Raw genomic sequence first — 20,503 nt, 5'->3', positions numbered from 1 at the left:
CTGCATTGGAGGATATTATGCAACAGAAATGTAAATTTGCCAGGGATCTATGGTCACAATTAGACGCATTACGAATGGGAATGAATTATACCGTTGAAGATACTGAAAAACCACAAGTGCTAATTGACGACTGTTATGGAGAAAGCCACCCCGGAAGTTATCACCTCGATAGTTTAGGTTATGAAGTTATGCTTGGTGTACATGAGCGGGGTGGACGCTCTGTACGTAGTCATGTCACCGATATATGTGACGGCTGGGGGCAAGGTCACGACGGCATGAATTATATACTAGCCTCAAGAGAAGCTATCGCAAATATGGTCGAAATTCATGGATCGGTCATACCCTATGATGCCGCGGTACTTATTTCAAGTTGTGATAAATCTGTACCGGCTCATCTTATTGCCGCAGCACGACTTGATATACCATTAGTGCATGTTCCGGGCGGATCGATGCGCCCTGCTCCCAATATGACAACCTCAGACCTAGGCGGTGCCACTGCACAATATAAAAAAGGCGAGATTGATATTAAACAAATTCAAACCTTACAAAGATGTGGTTGTCCTACCGCTGGGGCATGTCAATTCATGGGCACCGCAAGTACTATGCAATGTATGTCCGAAGCGCTGGGATTAGCGCTTCCGGGAAGTGCATTAGCGCCATCGACCATGTCTGAAATTCGAAGAATGGCCAGATCGGCCGGACACCATGCCATGTATCTAGCCAAAGAAGGGATAACAGCAGGTAAAATCCTTACACCCGCAGCATTTGAAAATGCCATAAAAGTCCACGCAGCAATCAGTGGTAGTACTAATGCGCTCATTCACTTACCGGCAATTGCCCATGCAGCAGGCTTCGAGTTAACAGCAGATGTCTTTGATCGAATCAACAATACCGTACCTTACCTCACCAATGTACAACCTAGCGGGCAATATGTCACCGAATTATTATGGTTCGCCGGCGGTATCCCTATGGTGCAATGGATGATTAAAGACTTACTTGATCTGGATGTCATGACCGTGACCGGACATTCATTAGGTGATAATTTGGAAATGATGCAGCAAACCGGTTTCTTTGACCGAAATTTGGGCTATTTGCATAATTACAAATTACAACGAAATGATTTAATCCGCCAACCTAACCAAGAAAAAATGGGATCTATCGCCGTTTTAAAAGGCAATATCGCTCCGGACGGAGCCGTTATCAAATACACGGCTTGTAGTGCTGATATGCATAAACATACAGGGCCGGCAAAAGTTTATAATTCTGAAGAAGCCGCTCAAGAAGCTATTATTAATAATCGGGTTAACCCTGGCGATGTTATTTTTATCTGTTATGAAGGACCAAAAGGATCAGGTGCGCCAGAAATGCTAATGACCACGGATGCGATTGTCTTTGATAAACGTCTCAATGGAAGTGTTGCGTTGATCACTGACGGTCGTTTTTCAGGTGCGACACATGGGCCATGTATTGGTCATGTATCGCCGGAAGCGGCTGAAGGCGGTCCAATTGCCCTTGTTGAAGATAATGATATTGTCGAAATTGATGTCCACGCAAGAAAACTCAATATTATTGGTATTAATGGCGAGATGAAATCTGCACAAGAAATTGCTGAAATATTTTCTCAACGAAAACAACAATGGACGCCACCGGATTATTCCAACCGAAAAGGCGTGTTTAAGCAATATACCCAAAAAGCTAAATCATTAATGGCGGGTGCATATATAGAATAACAATAACACAAAGTGCCACCTATCAATATTCGTGGCACTTTAAAGTCAAGATCGTATTTACAGTAGGCAACAGCGATAAAATACCGCCCATGACGATATAGAAGATCCTATCGGCAAACTGATACTAAATAAATGCAGCGTATTGATACAAACCTTTTAAAATGGTTTAGCCGATAAAACCTTAAATAGAAACAGATCTACTAAAAATGATCTTATCTGTTACCACTAAATCGATTCTAACTAAAACCAATTTAATTTAAGACAAAACACAAACAAAAAAATTTAATCAATCAAACTTGCTGAAATTCCTCTATATTGGAATAACAACAAAAATTCCAATATAGAGGAATAACCATTTGTTAATTATAGATTTTTTATGATCAAGTTCACAATTATGCAATCAAATAGTTGTTCCGGAATTTGATAATCGTAAAATCGACTTATCCAATATACAGGATAAAAGTACAATATATGGGAATGTATGTCTAAAGTACCCGCTTTACAAAGAACAGTTAAAATTCTTACTTTAATCGCTTCTAAAGGTAAGTGTAGTGCCGCCGAAATAATCAGTAATCTACAAATACCTAAGAGCTCCGCTTATCTATTATTAGAAGAACTAAAATCGTATCAATTTATCAAACAAGATCAGAACGGTGATTATTTTTTATGGATAAAATTAGTTGAGTTAGGTGAACTGGCTTCAAATTGTTTTGATATAAGAGAAATAGCCAAAAAACATCTTGCCCGATTAACCAATCACACCGGGCTTTTAACTCATCTGGGCATTTTAGACAACAATACCGCTTACTACATTTTGAAATGTGAATCACACAGCACAATCAGTGTGCGTTCTTATGTCGGCAAACAAGTATCCCTTTATCGTTCCGGCGTCGGAAAATGCTTATTAGCATTCCAACCTAGTGAAAAAATAGCCGAAATTGTTAAGCAACTGTCCTTCGAACAAAAAACCGCAAATACAATCATGACCACCAGCGCATTACATACAGAATTAGCAAAGATTCGTCAACAAGGCTGTAGTTTTGATAATCAAGAGGATTATATCAATATAAGATGTATAGCTGCTCCCATATTTAATGCACAAAACAATATCGCAGCGGCCATATCTGCTGTAGGAACAACATTTCAAATAACCGATAAAGTCATACCGGAAATCACAACTAAAATTAAGGAGTGTGCAAAAGATATCTCAAAAGAGTTGGGCTGTCTTATGTACGAATAATTTTTGTAACACAAAAGGAGAAAGTAGATGAAACTACCTAAAATAAAAGAAATAAGGGCTTATTTTATGGGAGGAGCAACCGCCGAAAAAGGGAGCGGCGGGGCAGACTATCACGATCAGGGCGGCCACCACTGGATCGACGACCATATCGCCACGCCAATGAGTAAGTATAAAGAGTATGAACAATCGCGTCAATCTTTTGGTATTAATGTCCTTGGCACACTTATTGTTGAAGTTGAAGCTGATAATGGTCAAACAGGATTTGCCGTATCAACCGGCGGAGAAATGGGATGTTTTATTGTAGAAAAACACCTAAATCGATTTGTTGAAGGAAAATGTGTTTCTGATATCAAATTAATTCATGATCAAATGCTCAACGCAACCATGTATTACGCCGGATCCGGTGGATTAGTGATGAACACCATATCGTGCGTTGATCTTGCCCTTTGGGATCTGTTTGGAAAAGTCACGGATCTGCCTGTATACAAGTTATTAGGCGGTGCCGTCCGTGATGAAATTCAATTTTATGCAACCGGCGCTCGTCCGGATTTAGCCAAATCAATGGGATTTATTGGCGGTAAGATGCCAACGCATTGGGGACCGCATGACGGTGATCAAGGAATAGAGAAAGATGCGCAAATGGTTGCCCAAATGCGTAAAGCATGCGGTGAAGATTTTTGGCTAATGCTAGATTGCTGGATGAGTCAAGATGTCAACTATGCAACAAAACTCGCTCACGCATGTGCGCCTTATAACTTAAAATGGATCGAAGAGTGCCTACCTCCCCAACAATATGAAGGATACCGGGAATTAAAACGCAATGCCCCACCGGGAATGATGGTCACATCCGGTGAACATCATGGAACAATTCAATCATTTAGAACATTATCTGAAACAGGTATTGATATCATGCAACCCGATGTTGGCTGGTGTGGCGGTTTAACCACGTTACTGGAAATTGCAGCCATTGCAAAATCAAAAGGACAACTGGTTGTGCCTCATGGTTCATCGGTGTATTCCCACCATGCAGTAATAACATTTACCAATACCCCATTTAGTGAATTTTTAATGACAAGCCCCGATTGTTCAACGCTACGCCCTCAATTTGATCCAATACTGATTGATGAGCCTGTTCCTGTGAATGGAAAAATTCATAAATCAGTACTTGATAAACCGGGTTTTGGCGTTGAATTAAATCGTGAATGTAAATTCATTCGTCCTTATTCTCATTAATGATATGAAGAAAAAAACGATTGTTGATTAATGATTGCAGTTTTACAAAAACGTTAAAACTGCAATTTAAGATCCAATAATCTTCTTCATATGAACACTATCTACATCTCTATCATATGTATGGAGAGGGGGGTTTTTATGTCTAATATTCTTGAAAAAGCGGTAAGTAAAACCCGTTTAAGACTTGTACCATTTATGTTAGTGCTATATGTATTAGCTTTTTTAGATCGTGCAAATATTGGTTTTGCTAAATCTGCCTATCAAATAGATACCGGACTAAGTAACGAAGCATTTGCGCTTGGCGCCGGAATATTCTTCGTCGCTTATGCTTTTTTAGGTGCACCCGCCAATTTATTAATGCGCAAATTTGGCGCCCGCTATTGGATTGGTGGAACAACTTTAGTATGGGGATTTTTATCCGCTGCAATGGCTTATGCAGATTGTGAATGGAAATTCTTAGCGGTACGGGTACTACTTGGTATGGCTGAAGCGGGCTTCTTCCCCGGTATGATCTACTTAACTTCGCAATGGTTTCCGCAAAAGTATCGTGCCGGAATAATGGGGCTATTTTATATGGGAGCACCTTTAGCGCTCACATTTGGATCACCGCTATCCGGCGCTTTGTTAGAAATGCATGGCTTTTTAGATCGCCCCGGTTGGTACTGGATGTTTATTATCGAAGGCGTGCTTGCCGTGATAGCCGGTGTTATCACCTTCCTTTATCTTGATGACAACATCAGTGATGCCAGATTTCTCAATGAAAATGAAAAACAGGCATTACAAGCAAAATTATCATCCGAAGAAAGTGTAAAAACGACATCTAAAATAATCGATGCTATCAGTAATATTACCGTTTGGCATCTGGCCATTATCTACATGATCATTCAAATAAGTGTTTATGGACTTATTTTCTTTTTACCCACTCAAGTTGCCCAATTAATGGGAACTACAGTTGGATTTAAAGCATCTTTAGTGGCAGCCATTCCATGGATTGCCGCATTATTTGGCACTTATTTTATTCCGCGATATTCTGACAAAGTAGGCGAACGACGAAATATCGCCGCAATAACCCTACTCATCGCCGGTTTAGGCATCGGGATTTCAGCCCTTGCCAGCCCTACCATTGCAATTATTGCGCTGTGTTTTGCCGCTATTGGTTTTATTGCCGTGCAACCTGTTTTTTGGACGATACCAACTAATCTGTTATCCGGCGCAGCGCTTGCCGCTGGTATCGGCTTTATCAACATGTTTGGTGCATTTGGTGGTTTTTTTGCGCCAATTATCCGTGTAAAAGCCGAAACAGTTTTTAATAACAATATGGCTGGTTTACTCACTTTGGCGTTAATCACGATAATCGGTACCTTAACCATATTTATGCTAAAACAGACTAACAAAAATAGTTAATAAACTGAGCTTATTGATTTTATCAATAAGCTCCTAAAAATTTGGAATAACACAATGAAAAATTTATTGGAAAACGAATTTAAACAACAAATTACAAAGGGAAATTTACAAATTGGGCTTTGGTTATCGTCCGCAACATCCTATATGGCTGAAATTGCAGCCACATCACAATATGACTGGTTGCTTATTGACGGTGAGCATGCACCAAACACCGCACAAACACTACTGACACAACTTCAAGCCATTGCGCCATATAAAGCACACCCGGTCGTACGCCCTTTAGAAGGTCAGCAAGCAAATATTAAACAGATTTTAGATATTGGCTCACAAACATTATTAATTCCCATGGTCGAAACGGCCAAACAAGCTAAAGAAATCGTTTCAGCAACACGTTATCCGCCGGAAGGGATGCGCGGTGTCGGGGCGAGCGTGGCAAGAGCCGCCCGGTGGGGAAAAATTGAAAACTACATACAAAAAGTGAATGATTCGCTTTGCCTGCTGGTGCAAGTAGAAAGCAAAAAAGCATTAGAAAATCTTGATGAAATTGTGATGACTGACGGCATTGACGGGGTATTTATTGGTCCAGCCGATTTATCCGCCTCCTTAGGTTATCCCGACAATGCAGGACATGAAGAAGTCCAAAAAATCATTGAAAAAACGATCAAAAGAATTAGGCAATTAGGTAAAGCGGCAGGATTTTTAGCGGTCGATATCGAAATGGCCAAAAAATGTATTTCATGGGGAGCAAATTTCGTTGCCGTTGGTGTTGATACCATGTTGTATATGCAAGCGCTTGATGAAAGATTAAGCCACTTTAAACAGCTAGAAAAAACAAATCAATCATCTAATGTTTCTTATTAATTAAGAAAGATAGCCAACTTACATAAAAAACAAAGAAAAAAAATAAACCCCAGTCCTATGGGTAAACTCGATTTTTTTAAATTTGAATAACCAAAAGGCGTCAGTGGGGTTTTTCCTAGGCTTTAACCGTTAAGTTTGCTATGCAAACGTGCGAGTAGATCATGGCAGACAAGCTAAGCACAATTTACTAACACTCATCAACCGTTACGACACAATCGAAAAATAGTTATTGAGTAGCTAAACAACGGCAACAAGCATACAGCCGAAAATACCCAAATAGAACAATCGAAGTTAATCCAAAAAACCATAAAAATGTATCATTTACCTATGATAATAGCCCCGATATCAATAATGATATCAACGACTGTAACAGATAAAATGATTGTGATTGAATAAATGTGAGCGTAAAAAAATATTATTTAATTTTTTTATTTCTATTAAAAGGATGTCTTATTGTTTCCACCCAATTTATTGCAAAAATAGCAGCTATGATAAAAAAGCAAGCTGAATAAAGAATAAAATAATTATCGATTGTGTAAAAAAAAATTTTACGTTCGCTACAAACTGTTATTTGAAAAAAAACCATTGCATATGTCAATATAATTGCAAATCGGCGTTTCCATCTCAAACTATTATTATATTTATAATCTTTTTCAGTAAAACGCCGAAAATAATAACAAATCCAAAGAGTGGTGATTGATATAAAATAATAGATAAAAACAACAATTATTAGCATCAATAATCATCCTTAAAATTTATTTAATCTCATATTGTTCACCATTTGGACTTATACAACGATAGTAATGTCCGGGTGCTTCTTCATTTTCATCAAATGTGAGTACGTGAACTATCACACAACTATCAACTAAATTACCTATATTCGTGATTTTTTCCGGTTCAGATATACTTAATGACGATTGTTTTGTATCTTTATCATAAACAAAAATATTTTTAAAATCTTCTATAATGGACTTTAGTGAAACCATATCACTAAAAATTTCTGAAGCAAGAGCCCATTTTCCCATTTGCCTATAGTAACGAACAAGATCTTGACGACCATAATACCATAATTTTTTGACAGGCTCGCCCAGCTCCCCTATTTTGGGCACTAATTTAAGTTTTCCTTTAACCGATATTCCTATATCAACCATGTCATAAATAAAACTACCAACAGACTTTGACATACCTAATTGTTTGGCTGCTTCTTGATAAGCCGATTTCAAAAAGCCATCTTCTCCCAAAACCCCCTCTTGGATACTATTTATGCCATGAGCACCCAAATATGCCCCAACCACACATCCAATACCTGTAGTACACATTGCTGCTCCAGCCATCAGCAAACCTGTTCCACCAAGAATAGATAATCCCCTAGTCACCCACTCGAATGATTGATCCCATAGATCTTTTTCTTCTTCTTTGATTTTTTCAGAGCCTTGCTGATAGGATATTGTGTTGTTATCTACCTGCTCAACAATATTATTAGCAAATGCCTTTAGATTTTGTTTAAAAGCTTGTTTTATATCGTTATGATATAAATGTTTTTCACAAAGCTCATCTACACATTGTAAAAGATGGTGTGCATCAGCACGAATTAAATTTTTTTCATTAGTAGTTATGTTGTGTAAATATGAAATTTTATTTTTTGTAAAATTGGAGTGTTGATTTATTTGTGATCCATTAGTGTAATGAGTGGATTCTTTACTTGATAAAGAAGACGCATAAGGTAGGTAGTGATCACTAGTTACACCCACAAACAGATAACTTTTACTGGCAATAACACGATTACATCCAATCGGTTTACAACCACAAGCAACAATACAACCATCATAAACAACAGGCTTTCCATCAACTAACCAGTTTATAGCCCCTTCAATTATTGTTCCTATCGACTTACATTTAGGACAGGTAGTTTTATCCCCTAACAAGGCAACTGCATATCCATGTGCAACTTCACGTTGATCTCCGCTAATTATTCGCCCTCCAGTAGTAGTATAATTATTGATTAATGCTATCTCTTTAGTCATTTATGCTGCCTATTCCTATTTATTATTTTAATTAATGCTATTTGTTGTTTACTTGTAAGTCAATAAAACAAAACATTTAATTCATATTTAACTTTTATCTTATTAAAAAAACATTCTAAACCTGATAATATCATTTTACTCATAGAAGCCATTATTAGCATTGTTCCTAATTTAGTATATCGTATTATTTATCATTAGATTTAGTTGTAGCGTCTTTTAATACGTATTGTGGATTTTTAGAGGGAGTTTTATCATCTTGCCTAGCTAATTCTGCCACCAAGTCCAAAAATAGAAATGGAAACCAACTACATTTTTCATTGTATAACATATTAATTTTATTTAAATTATAGAGTTTTTGCATAAAAAAGAAAGAGATAAAAGGATTTACCAAAACAACAAAGGTTAATTTAGGTATTGAAGGAAATCCAAGAGACATAAACTTATCGGATTGTCAAAATTCTATGATGCTGCTTTTTGGCTTTTAGCCATTTACTAAAATATGAACATTAATATGCAAAGATTCACCTAGATGGACTTATTCATTTAAATCCATCTATTTATTATTAAAAATTAATCATCAATCGTCAAATTACGAGTGGTTAAATCAAACGGTGTTAATTGATACACATAGTAGTTAAGCCAGTTGCTAAAGAGTAAATAAGCGTGGCTTCGCCATGTTGCTTTGGGGGTTAAATCGGGGTTATTTTCCGGAAAATAGTTATAAGGAATATCCGGATTTATTCCTGCTTTCAAATCCCGATAATACTCATTGGCTAAGGTAAACGAGTCATATTCCGGATGACCGGTGACAAATGCCATTCGTTTATCGGCGGTTGCCATTAAGTAAGGACCGGCTATATCTGATTCGGCCAAAATCATTAAATCGGTATAGTTTTTAATTTTATCAATCGGAAAATCGGCATACCTTGAATGTGGTGCTAAAAAAGCATCGTCAAAACCACGGGTTAAAATCGCATTAGGTTGCAATATTTGGTGTTGATACACGCCCGATAATTTATGGTTACGGGTGAATTTTGGCAAATCATAAAGCACATTTAATGCCGCTTGTACCGCCCAACAAACAAACATCGTTGAGGTCACATGCTCTTTTGCCCAAGCGATGATTTGAGCAAGCTTAGGCCAGTAAACCACATCAGAAAATGCGACTTTACCTAATGGTGCACCGGTAATAATCAATCCGTCAAAATTTTGCTGACAAATATCATCAAAATCACAATAAAAGCTATTTAAATGTTCAACCGGGGTATTTTTGGATTCACGTTGATCGATACGTAATAACTGGATATTGACTTGTAGTGAAGAGTTAGACAGTAACCGTAAAAATTGATTTTCGGTCTCTATTTTTTTGGGCATTAAATTGAGGAACAGGAGCTTAAGCGGTCGAATTTCTTGGGTATTGGCACGAGACGACGTCATCACAAATACATTTTCATTACGAAGCACATCAACAGCAGGTAATGAATCAGGAATACATATTGGCATAACAAAACTCCTAAAAAACAATAAATAATTTTAAACCTCTAAAATAGACGTCTAGAAATCTTTATAGCTAAATATAATGTGTTTTAGCAAGTTTGTCGAGAATTTTATCAGATATATTCGGATAAGATATTTCAAACAAAATCAGACAAATAGTCATGATTACTGATGATTATTCGCACGGATTAATCATGCTTATATTACGATATGATTTGACCGGTGAAACAGCGTAGTAAATAACGTATTTAAGTGCATGTTAAAAAGAATGATTAAAAAATATGGTTAAAAAGCCCGTGTATCGGTACGCCAGGTATCGGCAGTCAATGCTTCACCAAAATAGCTATTGATCAGCTTTTGGGTGATATCACTTAATGGCGAGGCTAATACTTCTGCGGTATTACCGGATTCGACAAGATCGCCATTATGCATCACTAAAATTTCGTCGCTGATATGTTTCATCATGCCGATATCCTGAGTAACATACACATACGAGATATTTTGCTCAGCTTGCAGTGAAAGCATTAAATTGACAATCTGCGAACGCATAGAGATATCTAAAGCGGCTAACGCCTCGTCGAGAATAATCACCTTAGGTTTTAAAATCAGTGCCCGAGCCAGTGCAACACGCTGTTTTTGCCCGGCGGCCATGACTGACGGATAATAAGAAGCATGTTCCGGCAATAGTCCGACTTGTTTTAATACATCACTGATCATCTTTTCCCGTTCAAAAGCATCATACTGAGTATTGCACTTTAAGGGTATTTCGAGCAATTGACCAATGCGTAGTCTTGGATCGAACGAGCTTTCAACATGTTGGAAGATCATACGAATTAATTGAGAACGGGAACTGAAATCACCATACTCGACTTTGCTACCGTCGATCCATATATCACCGCTATCGGGTTTAATCATACCGACCAACATTTTAGCCAATGTTGATTTACCGGAGCCATTTTGCCCAATAATGGCTAAGGTTTTGCCTTCGTTTAATGAGAAGGATATCGGTTTAACAGCATCGATATACAAATGCCCAAACAGACCTTTTGGGATCTTAAATCGCTTTGATAAGTTACGCACTTTTAATATTGGATTCATGTTATCTTCCTACTATCTATGGTTACTCATCAATATTTAAAGGAAAGTGGCAAGCAACAGCATGATCTTTTATTGGAATAAGTTCGGGTGCTTGAATACATTTTTTTTGCGCATACGGACAACGAGGACCCAACCGACAACCGATCGGTAAATGTTCTAGTGAAGGAATAACACCGGGCAAAGTATTTAACGGACTTTTGTGCGGCATTGATTTACCAAAATCAGGGATCGCATAAATCAAAGCTTGAGTATAGGGGTGATAAGGCGACTTGATCAGATCTTCACTATCAGCAACTTCTACCGTTTGACCACAATAAAGGACATTAATGCGATCTGTCCACCTTGTTACCATTTGTAGATCATGACTAATGAGCAAAATGGTGGTCCCCATATTTTGATTCATACTCGCCAATAACCGAAAGATTTGGGCTTCGGTTGTGGCTTCCATTGCGTTAGTTGGCTCATCGGCAATCAGTAATTTAGGCTGATTTGCCAGTGCAATGGCTATCATGACTTTTTGACATTCGCCTTCGGTTAATTCAAACGGATAAGATTTTAAGATCTCTTTATGATCTTTAATCCCAACCCGATGTAAAAGTTCGATCGCCCGATTTTTTCGCCAAAACAGGCGTTGCCAAAAGTGTCCTTTAAACGTTCGACGAGGAATCGCTTCAATTAATTGTTGCCCGATTTTCATGGAAGGATCTAAGCACGACTGAGGCTCTTGAAACACCATTGAGATATTGGCACTGATCACTTTACGACGCTGTTTTGGCGTCAATTTGAGCAGATCAATGTCATTAAAATAGAATCTATCGGCCGAAATTTTCCAATTATGATTGGTGACCCCTAAAATAGCTTTAGCAATCAGGCTTTTACCCGAACCAGACTCACCCACTAGCCCACGAATTTCACCTTCAGACAGTTTTAAATTTACCCGATCAATGGCACGCAACAGACCGTCAGGCGTGATAAATTCTATGGTTAAATTTCGAATATCTAACAATGCCATAATTATTGCCCTGCTCGTTGGCCATATAATCCATAATTGAATAAATAAACCAGTGTAATTGTAGCAGAAACAGCCAATCCCGGCGCTAAAAATGCTAAAAAGTTGGTGTCGATAATATCTTTCATGGTATACATCATCATCCCTAAATCAGGCCGTGAATAGTCATTGGCAAAGCCTAAAAAAGTGATAGTGGTCATCGCTAAGATAATTGACCCAAACAGTGAAACAATTTCCGTTAAATAAAGCGGTAAAATATTTGGCAAAATATAGTGATTTAAAATGGTAAAACGTGACAAGCCGTCTAGTCGATAGGCGGTAATGTATGTCTTATTCCACTCTTTTATCACTCGCTGATGAATATTATAAATAAAGCGTGGGGCATAAGATAAACCGATAATAATTAATACGTTGGTAATATCATCTCCCAGCAATAAACTGACAACAATGACCCCCAGCAGTGGCGGTACCACCATAAAGAATCGAAAGATAAAAAGAATGAATGGCCGTATAAAAGCGACAAAAAACATCAAATAATTAATTATCCCGCCAATCACAACCACATAAAATACCGCTTTTAAAGTCATGGACATTGTGGAGCGATAACCGATTAGCAGATAATCAAAAATATCTTGCCCTTGATGATTGGTGCCCAATATATGATTAATATCACCATTTGCCCACCATGCCGGCGGTAACGAAGCAACATAAATTGGATTTAAATGGGCATGGAAAAACCATTTGGTTGACACTGCCACAAATGTGATTGCTAATATGCCATAAAAGCCGACAATCGAGTAAAGATTACTATGAAGCTTATTAAAAAATAACCTAATGTTTTTTAATATATTAGCTGAGTTATACATAATGCTCCTTACGGCGCAGTGGATAAATCGCAACAGCGGTTATTTCACCTAATAGGGTTAATAAACTAATCACTGTCCCACAAGCAAGAATAGCAATGGAGATAATAAAATAGTTGTGATGACGATATGCTATCATCACCCACTGCCCTAAGCCAACCCGATTAAAGAGAATTTCGATCACCATAGTTGAAAATAACAGTGTCGTGGTATTATAGGTCAACTGCGGTATCGTGTTCGGAATTGAATTAGGTAATAAATGACGTCGTAACACTCTAAAGGGTGAACGTTCCCGAATAATCGCCATTTTAATATAATTTTGCCGTGAGGTACTTTTGACATTTTGGCTAATTAATTGAATAGTCATAATACTTGGCTGAATGGCAAGTATAATCGTTGGCAGCATCAGATAATGGAGTTGATCAAGTATCGCACTTAGCTTATCTGTTCTTGATGAGGTAAAAATATCCAACAAAGAAACGCCGGATACCGAAGGCGATACGTTATAGTTAATCAATACCGTCCAATTTGGTGATATTAAGTGCATCACCACCACAACCAGCATGACTATCGGGCAAGAATAAAATAGCAGACAGCTCAACCGAATCGAACTATTAAGCCAATTAATGTTACTAAGACCCAATAAAATACCGAGCGGTAAACCAATGAGTAACGCCACGATTAACGCCAAAATACACAGCTCAAAAGTCGCTAATAATGTGTGTAAAAATGGCACGGTTTCACCCGACATCAATCTAAATTGTCCTTGTAGCAATTGCTTGAAAAAAGCTATATAGGCATCGCTAAAATTCAGATTTTGAAAAGTGGAATGAGGAACAAAATAGACAAGACAAAAGCTAATCTGAGCCAGTACGCAGATAATAAATAAAAACGTTACTATTTTTTTAAATATATAGGTAATCATTGTTTATCTTTATCGCTTTAGTGATTGATAAAATAACGGTGAAGATTATCACCGTTATTTTAGATGAAGTATCGATTAGTCATCCGATACCATTGGTTTGCCTGCGGCGGCATAAGCATGGTCTTGAGCACTTAAACCACCAGCATTCCCTTTACCGGCATAATTATAATCTGACTCTTGTCGTGATTTTATTTCTGCTTCACTGACAACATAATCAGGCGCTGGCGCTTTGGTCATTGCTGAAGAGGCGCTACCGGTTGATGAATGCGTGGTATCAGCCGCTTGCTCAGTTTCAGTTTCAATTTTAGTTTCAGTCGCCGCTTCTTGCTCAGGCTCTGATACCAGTTCGAGTTGTTGCGGTATTTGTTGCTCAGACTTTTGCTCACTTGCCACAACGCTTTTTGTTGTTTGCGGCGCAACCGCTTCACTTACCTCAACTGTTTGCTCAACAGCATCCACATTGCTACTTACTTCATCTTCCGGTTTAACAATAACCGGTAATAAGAGTGAAGGGATCACAACTCGTGTTGGTGTATTGGATTGAGTTTGGCTGACCACTTGACTGTAGTCAATAGCAACCCGACCCAAAGCCAACTCTAACGATGCCGCGGCAAATGGTAATGGCATTGGTGAGGTTTTCAGCTCATTATTTTTCAACCGACGCTTATTACGTGGCCCATTCATACGTAAATGACGGGATGTACGACGTTGGCGTTTTGGTTGAGCGTCCGATGCGGCCGCTTGAGTCTCATCACGCACAATTACCGGTAATAATAACGACGGAATAACAACACGCTCTTGCTGAGCAGGTACGGTAGCTTCGCTATTTTTTACCCGAACACTTTTGGTTAATGCACGTTGCTGACGTCTTGGTTTAACCTCTTTGACCTTCGGTTGCGGCGCTTCATTAACGGTTTTTTCTGCTTTAACATTGTTATTGGCATTGTTATTAGCATTAGCATTGTTGTTCGCATTATTGTTTTGTTTACTGCGACGATTATTGCTGCGAGTTGTCTCTTTTACTTCATCGCTTGCGGCATTATTGCTATTGTTCGCTGTATGGTTATTTTTGTTATTACGTCGACGATTATTCGAACGTTGGTTATCACGTTTACGGGTCGGTTTCGGTTTAACCTCTGGTTCCGGCTCCGGTTTTTTCGCAACAAACAGGTTACGAATTTTGCTAAACAGACCACCAAATAAACCGGTCGATTTTTCAACCTTCGGCTCGTTGTTCGCTTTGCCGGTACCACACGCTTCAACTTTAGGACCGGATAAGACCGCTTGTTCAACCACAACTTCGGCAACTTGCTCTTCTTCTTCGTCTTCAAGTTCACGAATCAATTTCGGTAGATTGTAACTTAACACATCAGTTTCTTCGCCGGTACGCTTACGGATCACTTTATAAAGCGGTGTTTCCATTTCTTCATCAGCGGCAATGACGATTTTGACATCCGGATGCATTCTTTCAATATTGGTAATGGCTCGTCTTTTTTCGTTCAGCAAGTAACTGGCGATCGGCACCGGTACAATCACATCGATTTGAACAGTATTATCTTTCATCGCTTCTTCTTGAATTAAACGAAGAATCGAGAGCGATAATGAATTGTTATCCCGTACCGTACCTGTACCTTGACAACGAGGACAAATATGATGCGTTGCTTCACGTAACGACGGGCTTAATCGCTGGCGAGACATCTCAAGTAAACCAAAGCGAGAAATACGGGTTGTTTGTATTCTTGCTCTATCGGTTTTCATCGCCTCTTTTAAGCGGTTTTCAACTTCACGTTGATTACGTACCGGCGTCATATCGATAAAGTCGATAACAATTAAGCCACCTAAGTCACGTAAACGTAACTGGCGGGCAATCTCTTCTGCCGCTTCTAAGTTAGTATTAAATGCGGTCTCTTCAATATCACTCCCCCGAATTGATTTAGCGGAGTTAATATCAATTGCAGTTAATGCTTCAGTTGCATCAATCACAATCGAACCACCAGAAGGTAACCTGACTTCACGTTGGAAAGCCGATTCAATTTGCCCTTCAATTTGGAAATGGTTAAATAAAGGCACATCACCGTCATATAATTTAAGACGATTAACATACTCGACCCGTCCTAAATCAACTAAACGTTTTTTAGCAATTTCGAGCACTTTCGGATTATCGATTAAAATGTCACCGACATCATCACGTAAATAATCACGAAATGCACGGGTGATAATATCACTTTCTTTATGAATCAAACTCGGTGCCGGGTGATTTTTAGCTTCGTTTTGAATGGCTGTCCAATAGGTAACCAGTGCATTTAAATCTTGTTGTAACTCTTCCTGACTTTTGCCCACACCAGCTGTTCTAGCGATAACGCCCATACCTTTTGGCTTTTCTAAGGCATCAATAATACGTTTTAAATCATCACGATCTTCACCTTCAATACGGCGTGATACACCACCGGCACGTGGATCGTTTGGCATTAAAACAAGATAACTACCGGCAAGGCTAATATAGGTTGTTAACGCCGCCCCTTTTTTGCCTCGAATCTCTTTTTCAATTTGAATTAAAACTTCCTGACCTTCTTGTAAATGTTTAATACTACGACGACCAGAAATATTAGACGGGAAATAACTTTCAGCGATCTCTTTTAACGGTAGGAAACCATCTCGCTCACCACCATAAGAGACAAAAGCGGCTTCTAAACTTGGATTGATTTTAGTGATTTTACCTTTGTATATATTGGCTTTTTTTTGCTCATGTCCAAGACTTTCGATATCTAAATCATACAAGCGTTGGCCATCAACAAGGGCAACACGCAGCTCTTCTTGCTGGGTTGCGTTGATCAGCATTCTTTTCATTATTCTACACTCTTAATTAATCTTAATTAATTGTAGGTAGGATTTTATTATTAATAAATGCTTATTTTAACAATGATAAATAATGCTACTGACTAAATATTCTCGTATACGGCATTCATTATTTTATTTGTGTTATTTTTGTTATTATTTTATGTGAATCCTGTATAACGCAAACAATATCAATACGATACTTCACTTTAGAACTAATGGTTGCAAAAACTAACTTTTAATTCAAAAGATTGGTGCAATTTGTCAACACCATTAAACTTATTACTATTGATATTATTGCTATGATTAATTTGCAAACTTCGGTTTGTAAGCGACTTTTGGCAAACCAATTAAATCTTTATATGATTGTTTAAAATAAACATATTATTTAATTATAATAATTCTACTTACGCTATTTTATTTTTTGATAAATTGTAATGTCTAACGCCATTGCTGCATTACACGGATAAAATTATCCCCGCTTATTATTCACGTTTCAGCGAAGGATAGCAAGTAAATTAAACTTGCTATTTTATCGACAGTTAGCCAATCTTTTTTTTATTTTGCCAAGATACTATTGATAATATTAACAATATGGTTGTTATAGTGATAATTTTATACTGAAACGTGGGTATTTTCTGAAAGTTCTTATCAAGATTTGGTGTTTTTTGCTTAAACACCTATGTTTTCTGAAACTTTTTAACAAGGTTTTTATTTCGTTAAAAGTTGCGGTTTTTTGGTTTGCAGGTTTCGGACGCTGGGAATTGGTTGATATTTTCATTACGGTGTCTGCGTCTGAATTAGGGGGATTTTATGCGAAATCCCCCTATACCCCCTCGCAGCACCACCCAACGCGGTCTTCGACTGCCCTCCGCCTTCGTTCGGTCTTAACGCACCGGCGCTGATTTGTTCCGGACAAAGCAGCGCCTCGCCAAACATCCCTGTTTGGCGTGCTAACCTCTCTCCGTTGTCGGCGCTTTGTGAAGGTGCGGTCTGGTACACTTGTATGCTTTTGTGGAAGGTAAGGATTAGGGTTTGGGAATATTTTGGAAATATCTTAAACTTTTGTTTTTATACTTAAACATGGGTATTTTCTGAAAGTTCTTGTCAAGGGGTTGTGTTTTTGCTTAAACGCCTATGTTTTCTGAAACTTTTTGACAAGGTTTTTATTTCGTTAAAAGTTGCGGTTTTTTGGTTTGGAGGTTTCGGACGCTGTTGATTGGTTGATATTTTCATTTCGGTGTCTGCGTCTGAATTAGGGGGATTTTATGCGAAATCCCCCTATACCCCCTCGCAGCACCACCCAAAGCGGTCTTCGACTGCCCTCCGCCTTCGTTCGGTCTTAACGCACCGGCGCTGATTTGTTCCGGACAAAACAGCGCCTCGCCAAACATCCCTGTTTGGCGTGTTAACCTCTCTCCGTTGTCGGCGCTTTGTGAAGGTGCGGTCTGGTGCACTTGTATGCTTTTGTGGAAGGTAAGGATTAGGGTTTGGGAATATTTTGGAAATATCTTAAACTTTTGTTTTTATACTTAAACATAGGTATTTTCTGAAAGTTCTTGTCAAGGGGTTGTGTTTTTGCTTAAACACCTATGTTTTCTGAAACTTCTTGACATTTTGGTGCACTTTATCATGATGCGAGAAAGATTATCGTGTATATCGCAATACAATCAGTATAATACGACAATAATATAGCAATAAAAGAGATTTAGATTGTTAATGAGTGTTCCTGAAAAAAAAGCCTTAATTGATTTTACCACACGCTGGATAAAGCAGTTTGACAACGCCCCTAAAAGTGAAGAGTTGCATGCCATACCTTCACCTTGCATAATCAAAACAGAGCAGCTAGCGGTTTACTGGCAACCTTTTTTACTACAGCCGGCAAAAACGTTAGCTATTGCCGAACAACTGGTCGGCATTACCCTTCAACAAAGTGCCCATATTTTTTATGGCACGCAATATGCCGGCAATATGTCTGCAAAATTTGAACAAACAAATTTAGTGTTGCTCCAAGCGTGGAATGATGATGACTTCTCTAATCTTGAACAAAATATAATCGCCCATTTATTGCAACAAAAAAAATTAAGACGATTACCGACAATATTTATTGCCGCTACCGATGAAAGTACCGAAATTGTGGCATTAAATAACCTAACTGGCGAAGTGGTAATTGAAGACCTGATTAGCGGTGAAGTGCGCCCGTTGGCAGAAAATTTAACTTGTTTTCTCAATAAGTTAACCGTTTTTCCAGCAGCGTAAGTTGACCCCTAAAAATTATTTATCGGTTTAACATCATTAACGAAATTGTAAAGTACAAAATAATGTGTTTATAATGCGTTGAGAGTCATTAAAGGAAATAGGTGAATTATGTTTGAATATTTACTCCAAGCACCAGCTGATCCCATTTTAGGACTAGCGGATCTCTACAACAGTGATGAACGTACCAACAAAATAAATCTTAGCGTTGGGGTTTATAAAGATGAAACCACCAAAACACCTATTTTAGAGAGTGTGAAAAAGGCAGAACGTCTATTATTAGACGAAGAAACAACAAAAAGTTATTTGCCTATTGATGGCGTCCCTCTATTCAACCTTGCAACTCAAAAACTGCTTTTCGGCAGTGAAATGGAGCGAGCACGTACCGCCCAAGCACCCGGCGGAACAGGCGCTTTACGCATTATGGCGGACTTTTTATCACGCCGCACAAAAGTAAAACGCATCTGGGTAAGCAACCCTTCATGGCCTAATCATCGCAGTGTTTTCCAAACCGCCGGACTTGAAGTGCGTGAATACCGTTATTACGATGCACAAAATCATGGACTTGATTTTGCCGGATTAATGGAAGATTTAAACCTCGTCACCGCTGGTGAAGCGGTACTATTTCATGGTTGTTGCCATAATCCAACCGGCATCGACCCTACACCAGAGCAGTGGCAAGCTATCTCTGAGCTAGCGCTAAAAAATGGCTGGCTACCGCTATTTGATTTAGCTTATCAAGGATTTGGACAAGGGATTGAAGAAGATGTCTATGGATTACGACTTTTTGCCAATCATCATCCTGAACTGTTGATTGCCAGCTCATATTCGAAAAACTTTGGACTTTACAATGAACGGGTTGGCGCATTTACCTTAATTGCTGCTGATGCTGAAATTGCCGATCGTAGCTTTAGTCAAGTTAAAACAATTATTCGAGCCAATTACTCTAATCCGCCGGCACATGGCGCTAAAATTGTCTCTTATATTTTAAACAATGATGAACTAAAAGAAGAGTGGATCGACGAATTAACCAGCATGCGCCAACGTATACACCGTATGCGACAACTGTTTGTCAAAACACTGCAAGATAAAGGTGCCAATCAAGACTTTAGTTTTATTGCAAAACAAAACGGTATGTTTTCTTTTAGCGGACTGAGTGAAGAACAAGTATTGAAATTACGGGATAATTATGGGATTTACATTGTAAATTCCGGACGTATTAATGTTGCCGGTATGACGCTGGATAATATGTCCAGACTTTGTGAATCGATCGTTGATGTATTATAAACCGTAGCCAGTGGCTTGATAATATTTTGATGTTATCAAGCCGTGAAGATCACATCCTTTAAGATGCGTTATAGTTTAAAACCATACTGGTTTTATACTTAAACGTATATGTTTTCTGAAAGTTCTTGTCAGGGGGTTGTGTTTTTGCTTAAACACCTATATTTTCTGAAACTTTTTGACAAGGTTTTTATTTCTTTAAAAATTGCGGGTTTTTAGTCCGCAGGTTTCGGACGCTGTTAAT

15 protein-coding genes are annotated in these 20,503 nt (G+C 38.4%); 7 read left to right on the top strand and 8 right to left on the bottom strand.

The window, feature by feature from the left end; translation table 11 throughout:
* Positions 1 to 17: 17 nt before the first annotated feature.
* The 5 genes from ilvD to yfaU all read left to right on the top strand — a co-directional run bounded on the left by ilvD (position 18) and on the right by yfaU (position 6,468).
* Complete coding sequence (gene ilvD / locus J3U42_RS09810; protein ID WP_220218246.1) at positions 18 to 1,730, top strand: dihydroxy-acid dehydratase; 1,713 nt, start codon at positions 18 to 20, stop codon at positions 1,728 to 1,730.
* A gap of 481 nt (positions 1,731 to 2,211) precedes the next feature.
* Positions 2,212 to 2,970 (top strand): IclR family transcriptional regulator, encoded by a 759-nt coding sequence (locus tag J3U42_RS09805; protein WP_220218247.1) that lies wholly within the window; start codon positions 2,212 to 2,214, stop codon positions 2,968 to 2,970.
* A gap of 27 nt (positions 2,971 to 2,997) precedes the next feature.
* Positions 2,998 to 4,203, top strand: coding sequence for an L-rhamnonate dehydratase (gene rhmD, locus J3U42_RS09800; RefSeq protein WP_267336349.1), 1,206 nt, complete (start codon positions 2,998 to 3,000; stop codon positions 4,201 to 4,203).
* 138 nt (positions 4,204 to 4,341) lie between these two features.
* Complete coding sequence (locus J3U42_RS09795) at positions 4,342 to 5,607, top strand: MFS transporter (protein ID WP_220218249.1); 1,266 nt, start codon at positions 4,342 to 4,344, stop codon at positions 5,605 to 5,607.
* A gap of 54 nt (positions 5,608 to 5,661) precedes the next feature.
* On the top strand, positions 5,662 to 6,468 hold the full coding sequence (gene yfaU / locus J3U42_RS09790) for a 2-keto-3-deoxy-L-rhamnonate aldolase (protein WP_267336348.1): 807 nt from the start codon (positions 5,662 to 5,664) through the stop codon (positions 6,466 to 6,468).
* 755 nt (positions 6,469 to 7,223) lie between these two features.
* Here yfaU and J3U42_RS09785 read toward each other — a convergent pair.
* The 8 genes from J3U42_RS09785 to rne all read right to left on the bottom strand — a co-directional run bounded on the left by J3U42_RS09785 (position 7,224) and on the right by rne (position 16,731).
* Entirely contained in the window at positions 7,224 to 8,492 is a 1,269-nt protein-coding gene (locus tag J3U42_RS09785; RefSeq protein ID WP_267336347.1) for a PAAR domain-containing protein, read from the bottom strand.
* A 184-nt stretch (positions 8,493 to 8,676) separates the two neighbouring features.
* Entirely contained in the window at positions 8,677 to 8,928 is a 252-nt protein-coding gene (locus J3U42_RS09780; protein ID WP_267336346.1) for a hypothetical protein, read from the bottom strand.
* Positions 8,929 to 9,062: 134 nt separating this feature from the next.
* Positions 9,063 to 9,995 (bottom strand): homoserine O-acetyltransferase MetA, encoded by a 933-nt coding sequence (metA, locus tag J3U42_RS09775; protein ID WP_220218252.1) that lies wholly within the window; start codon positions 9,993 to 9,995, stop codon positions 9,063 to 9,065.
* A 279-nt stretch (positions 9,996 to 10,274) separates the two neighbouring features.
* The gene (locus J3U42_RS09770) at positions 10,275 to 11,087 is read right to left on the bottom strand and encodes an ATP-binding cassette domain-containing protein (protein ID WP_267329050.1); all 813 of its coding nucleotides are present in this window, start codon (positions 11,085 to 11,087) and stop codon (positions 10,275 to 10,277) included.
* 22 nt (positions 11,088 to 11,109) lie between these two features.
* A complete protein-coding gene (locus tag J3U42_RS09765) occupies positions 11,110 to 12,099 on the bottom strand; it encodes an oligopeptide/dipeptide ABC transporter ATP-binding protein (RefSeq protein WP_220218254.1) in 990 nt (329 codons plus the stop codon).
* 2 nt (positions 12,100 to 12,101) lie between these two features.
* Complete coding sequence (locus J3U42_RS09760) at positions 12,102 to 12,962, bottom strand: ABC transporter permease subunit (RefSeq protein ID WP_267329049.1); 861 nt, start codon at positions 12,960 to 12,962, stop codon at positions 12,102 to 12,104.
* Positions 12,955 to 13,884 (bottom strand): ABC transporter permease subunit, encoded by a 930-nt coding sequence (locus J3U42_RS09755; RefSeq protein WP_220218256.1) that lies wholly within the window; start codon positions 13,882 to 13,884, stop codon positions 12,955 to 12,957. The genes J3U42_RS09760 and J3U42_RS09755 overlap by 8 nt, the downstream gene beginning before the upstream one ends.
* Before the next feature lie 75 nt (positions 13,885 to 13,959).
* Entirely contained in the window at positions 13,960 to 16,731 is a 2,772-nt protein-coding gene (rne, locus tag J3U42_RS09750) for a ribonuclease E (RefSeq protein WP_267336345.1), read from the bottom strand.
* A gap of 1,707 nt (positions 16,732 to 18,438) precedes the next feature.
* Between rne and syd the strand changes: the two genes are divergently transcribed.
* Both syd and J3U42_RS09740 read left to right on the top strand, forming a co-directional pair.
* Positions 18,439 to 18,978 carry a SecY-interacting protein gene (gene syd, locus J3U42_RS09745; protein WP_267336344.1) on the top strand — a complete coding sequence of 180 codons (540 nt, stop codon included), beginning with the start codon at positions 18,439 to 18,441 and terminating at the stop codon, positions 18,976 to 18,978.
* Positions 18,979 to 19,086: 108 nt separating this feature from the next.
* The gene (locus J3U42_RS09740; protein ID WP_220218260.1) at positions 19,087 to 20,262 is read left to right on the top strand and encodes an aromatic amino acid transaminase; all 1,176 of its coding nucleotides are present in this window, start codon (positions 19,087 to 19,089) and stop codon (positions 20,260 to 20,262) included.
* The last annotated feature ends 241 nt before the right edge of the window (positions 20,263 to 20,503 follow it).

The organism is Gilliamella sp. B2923 (assembly GCF_026536565.1).
Classification (GTDB): domain Bacteria; phylum Pseudomonadota; class Gammaproteobacteria; order Enterobacterales; family Orbaceae; genus Gilliamella.
This window is presented reverse-complemented; position numbering and strand designations above follow the sequence as displayed.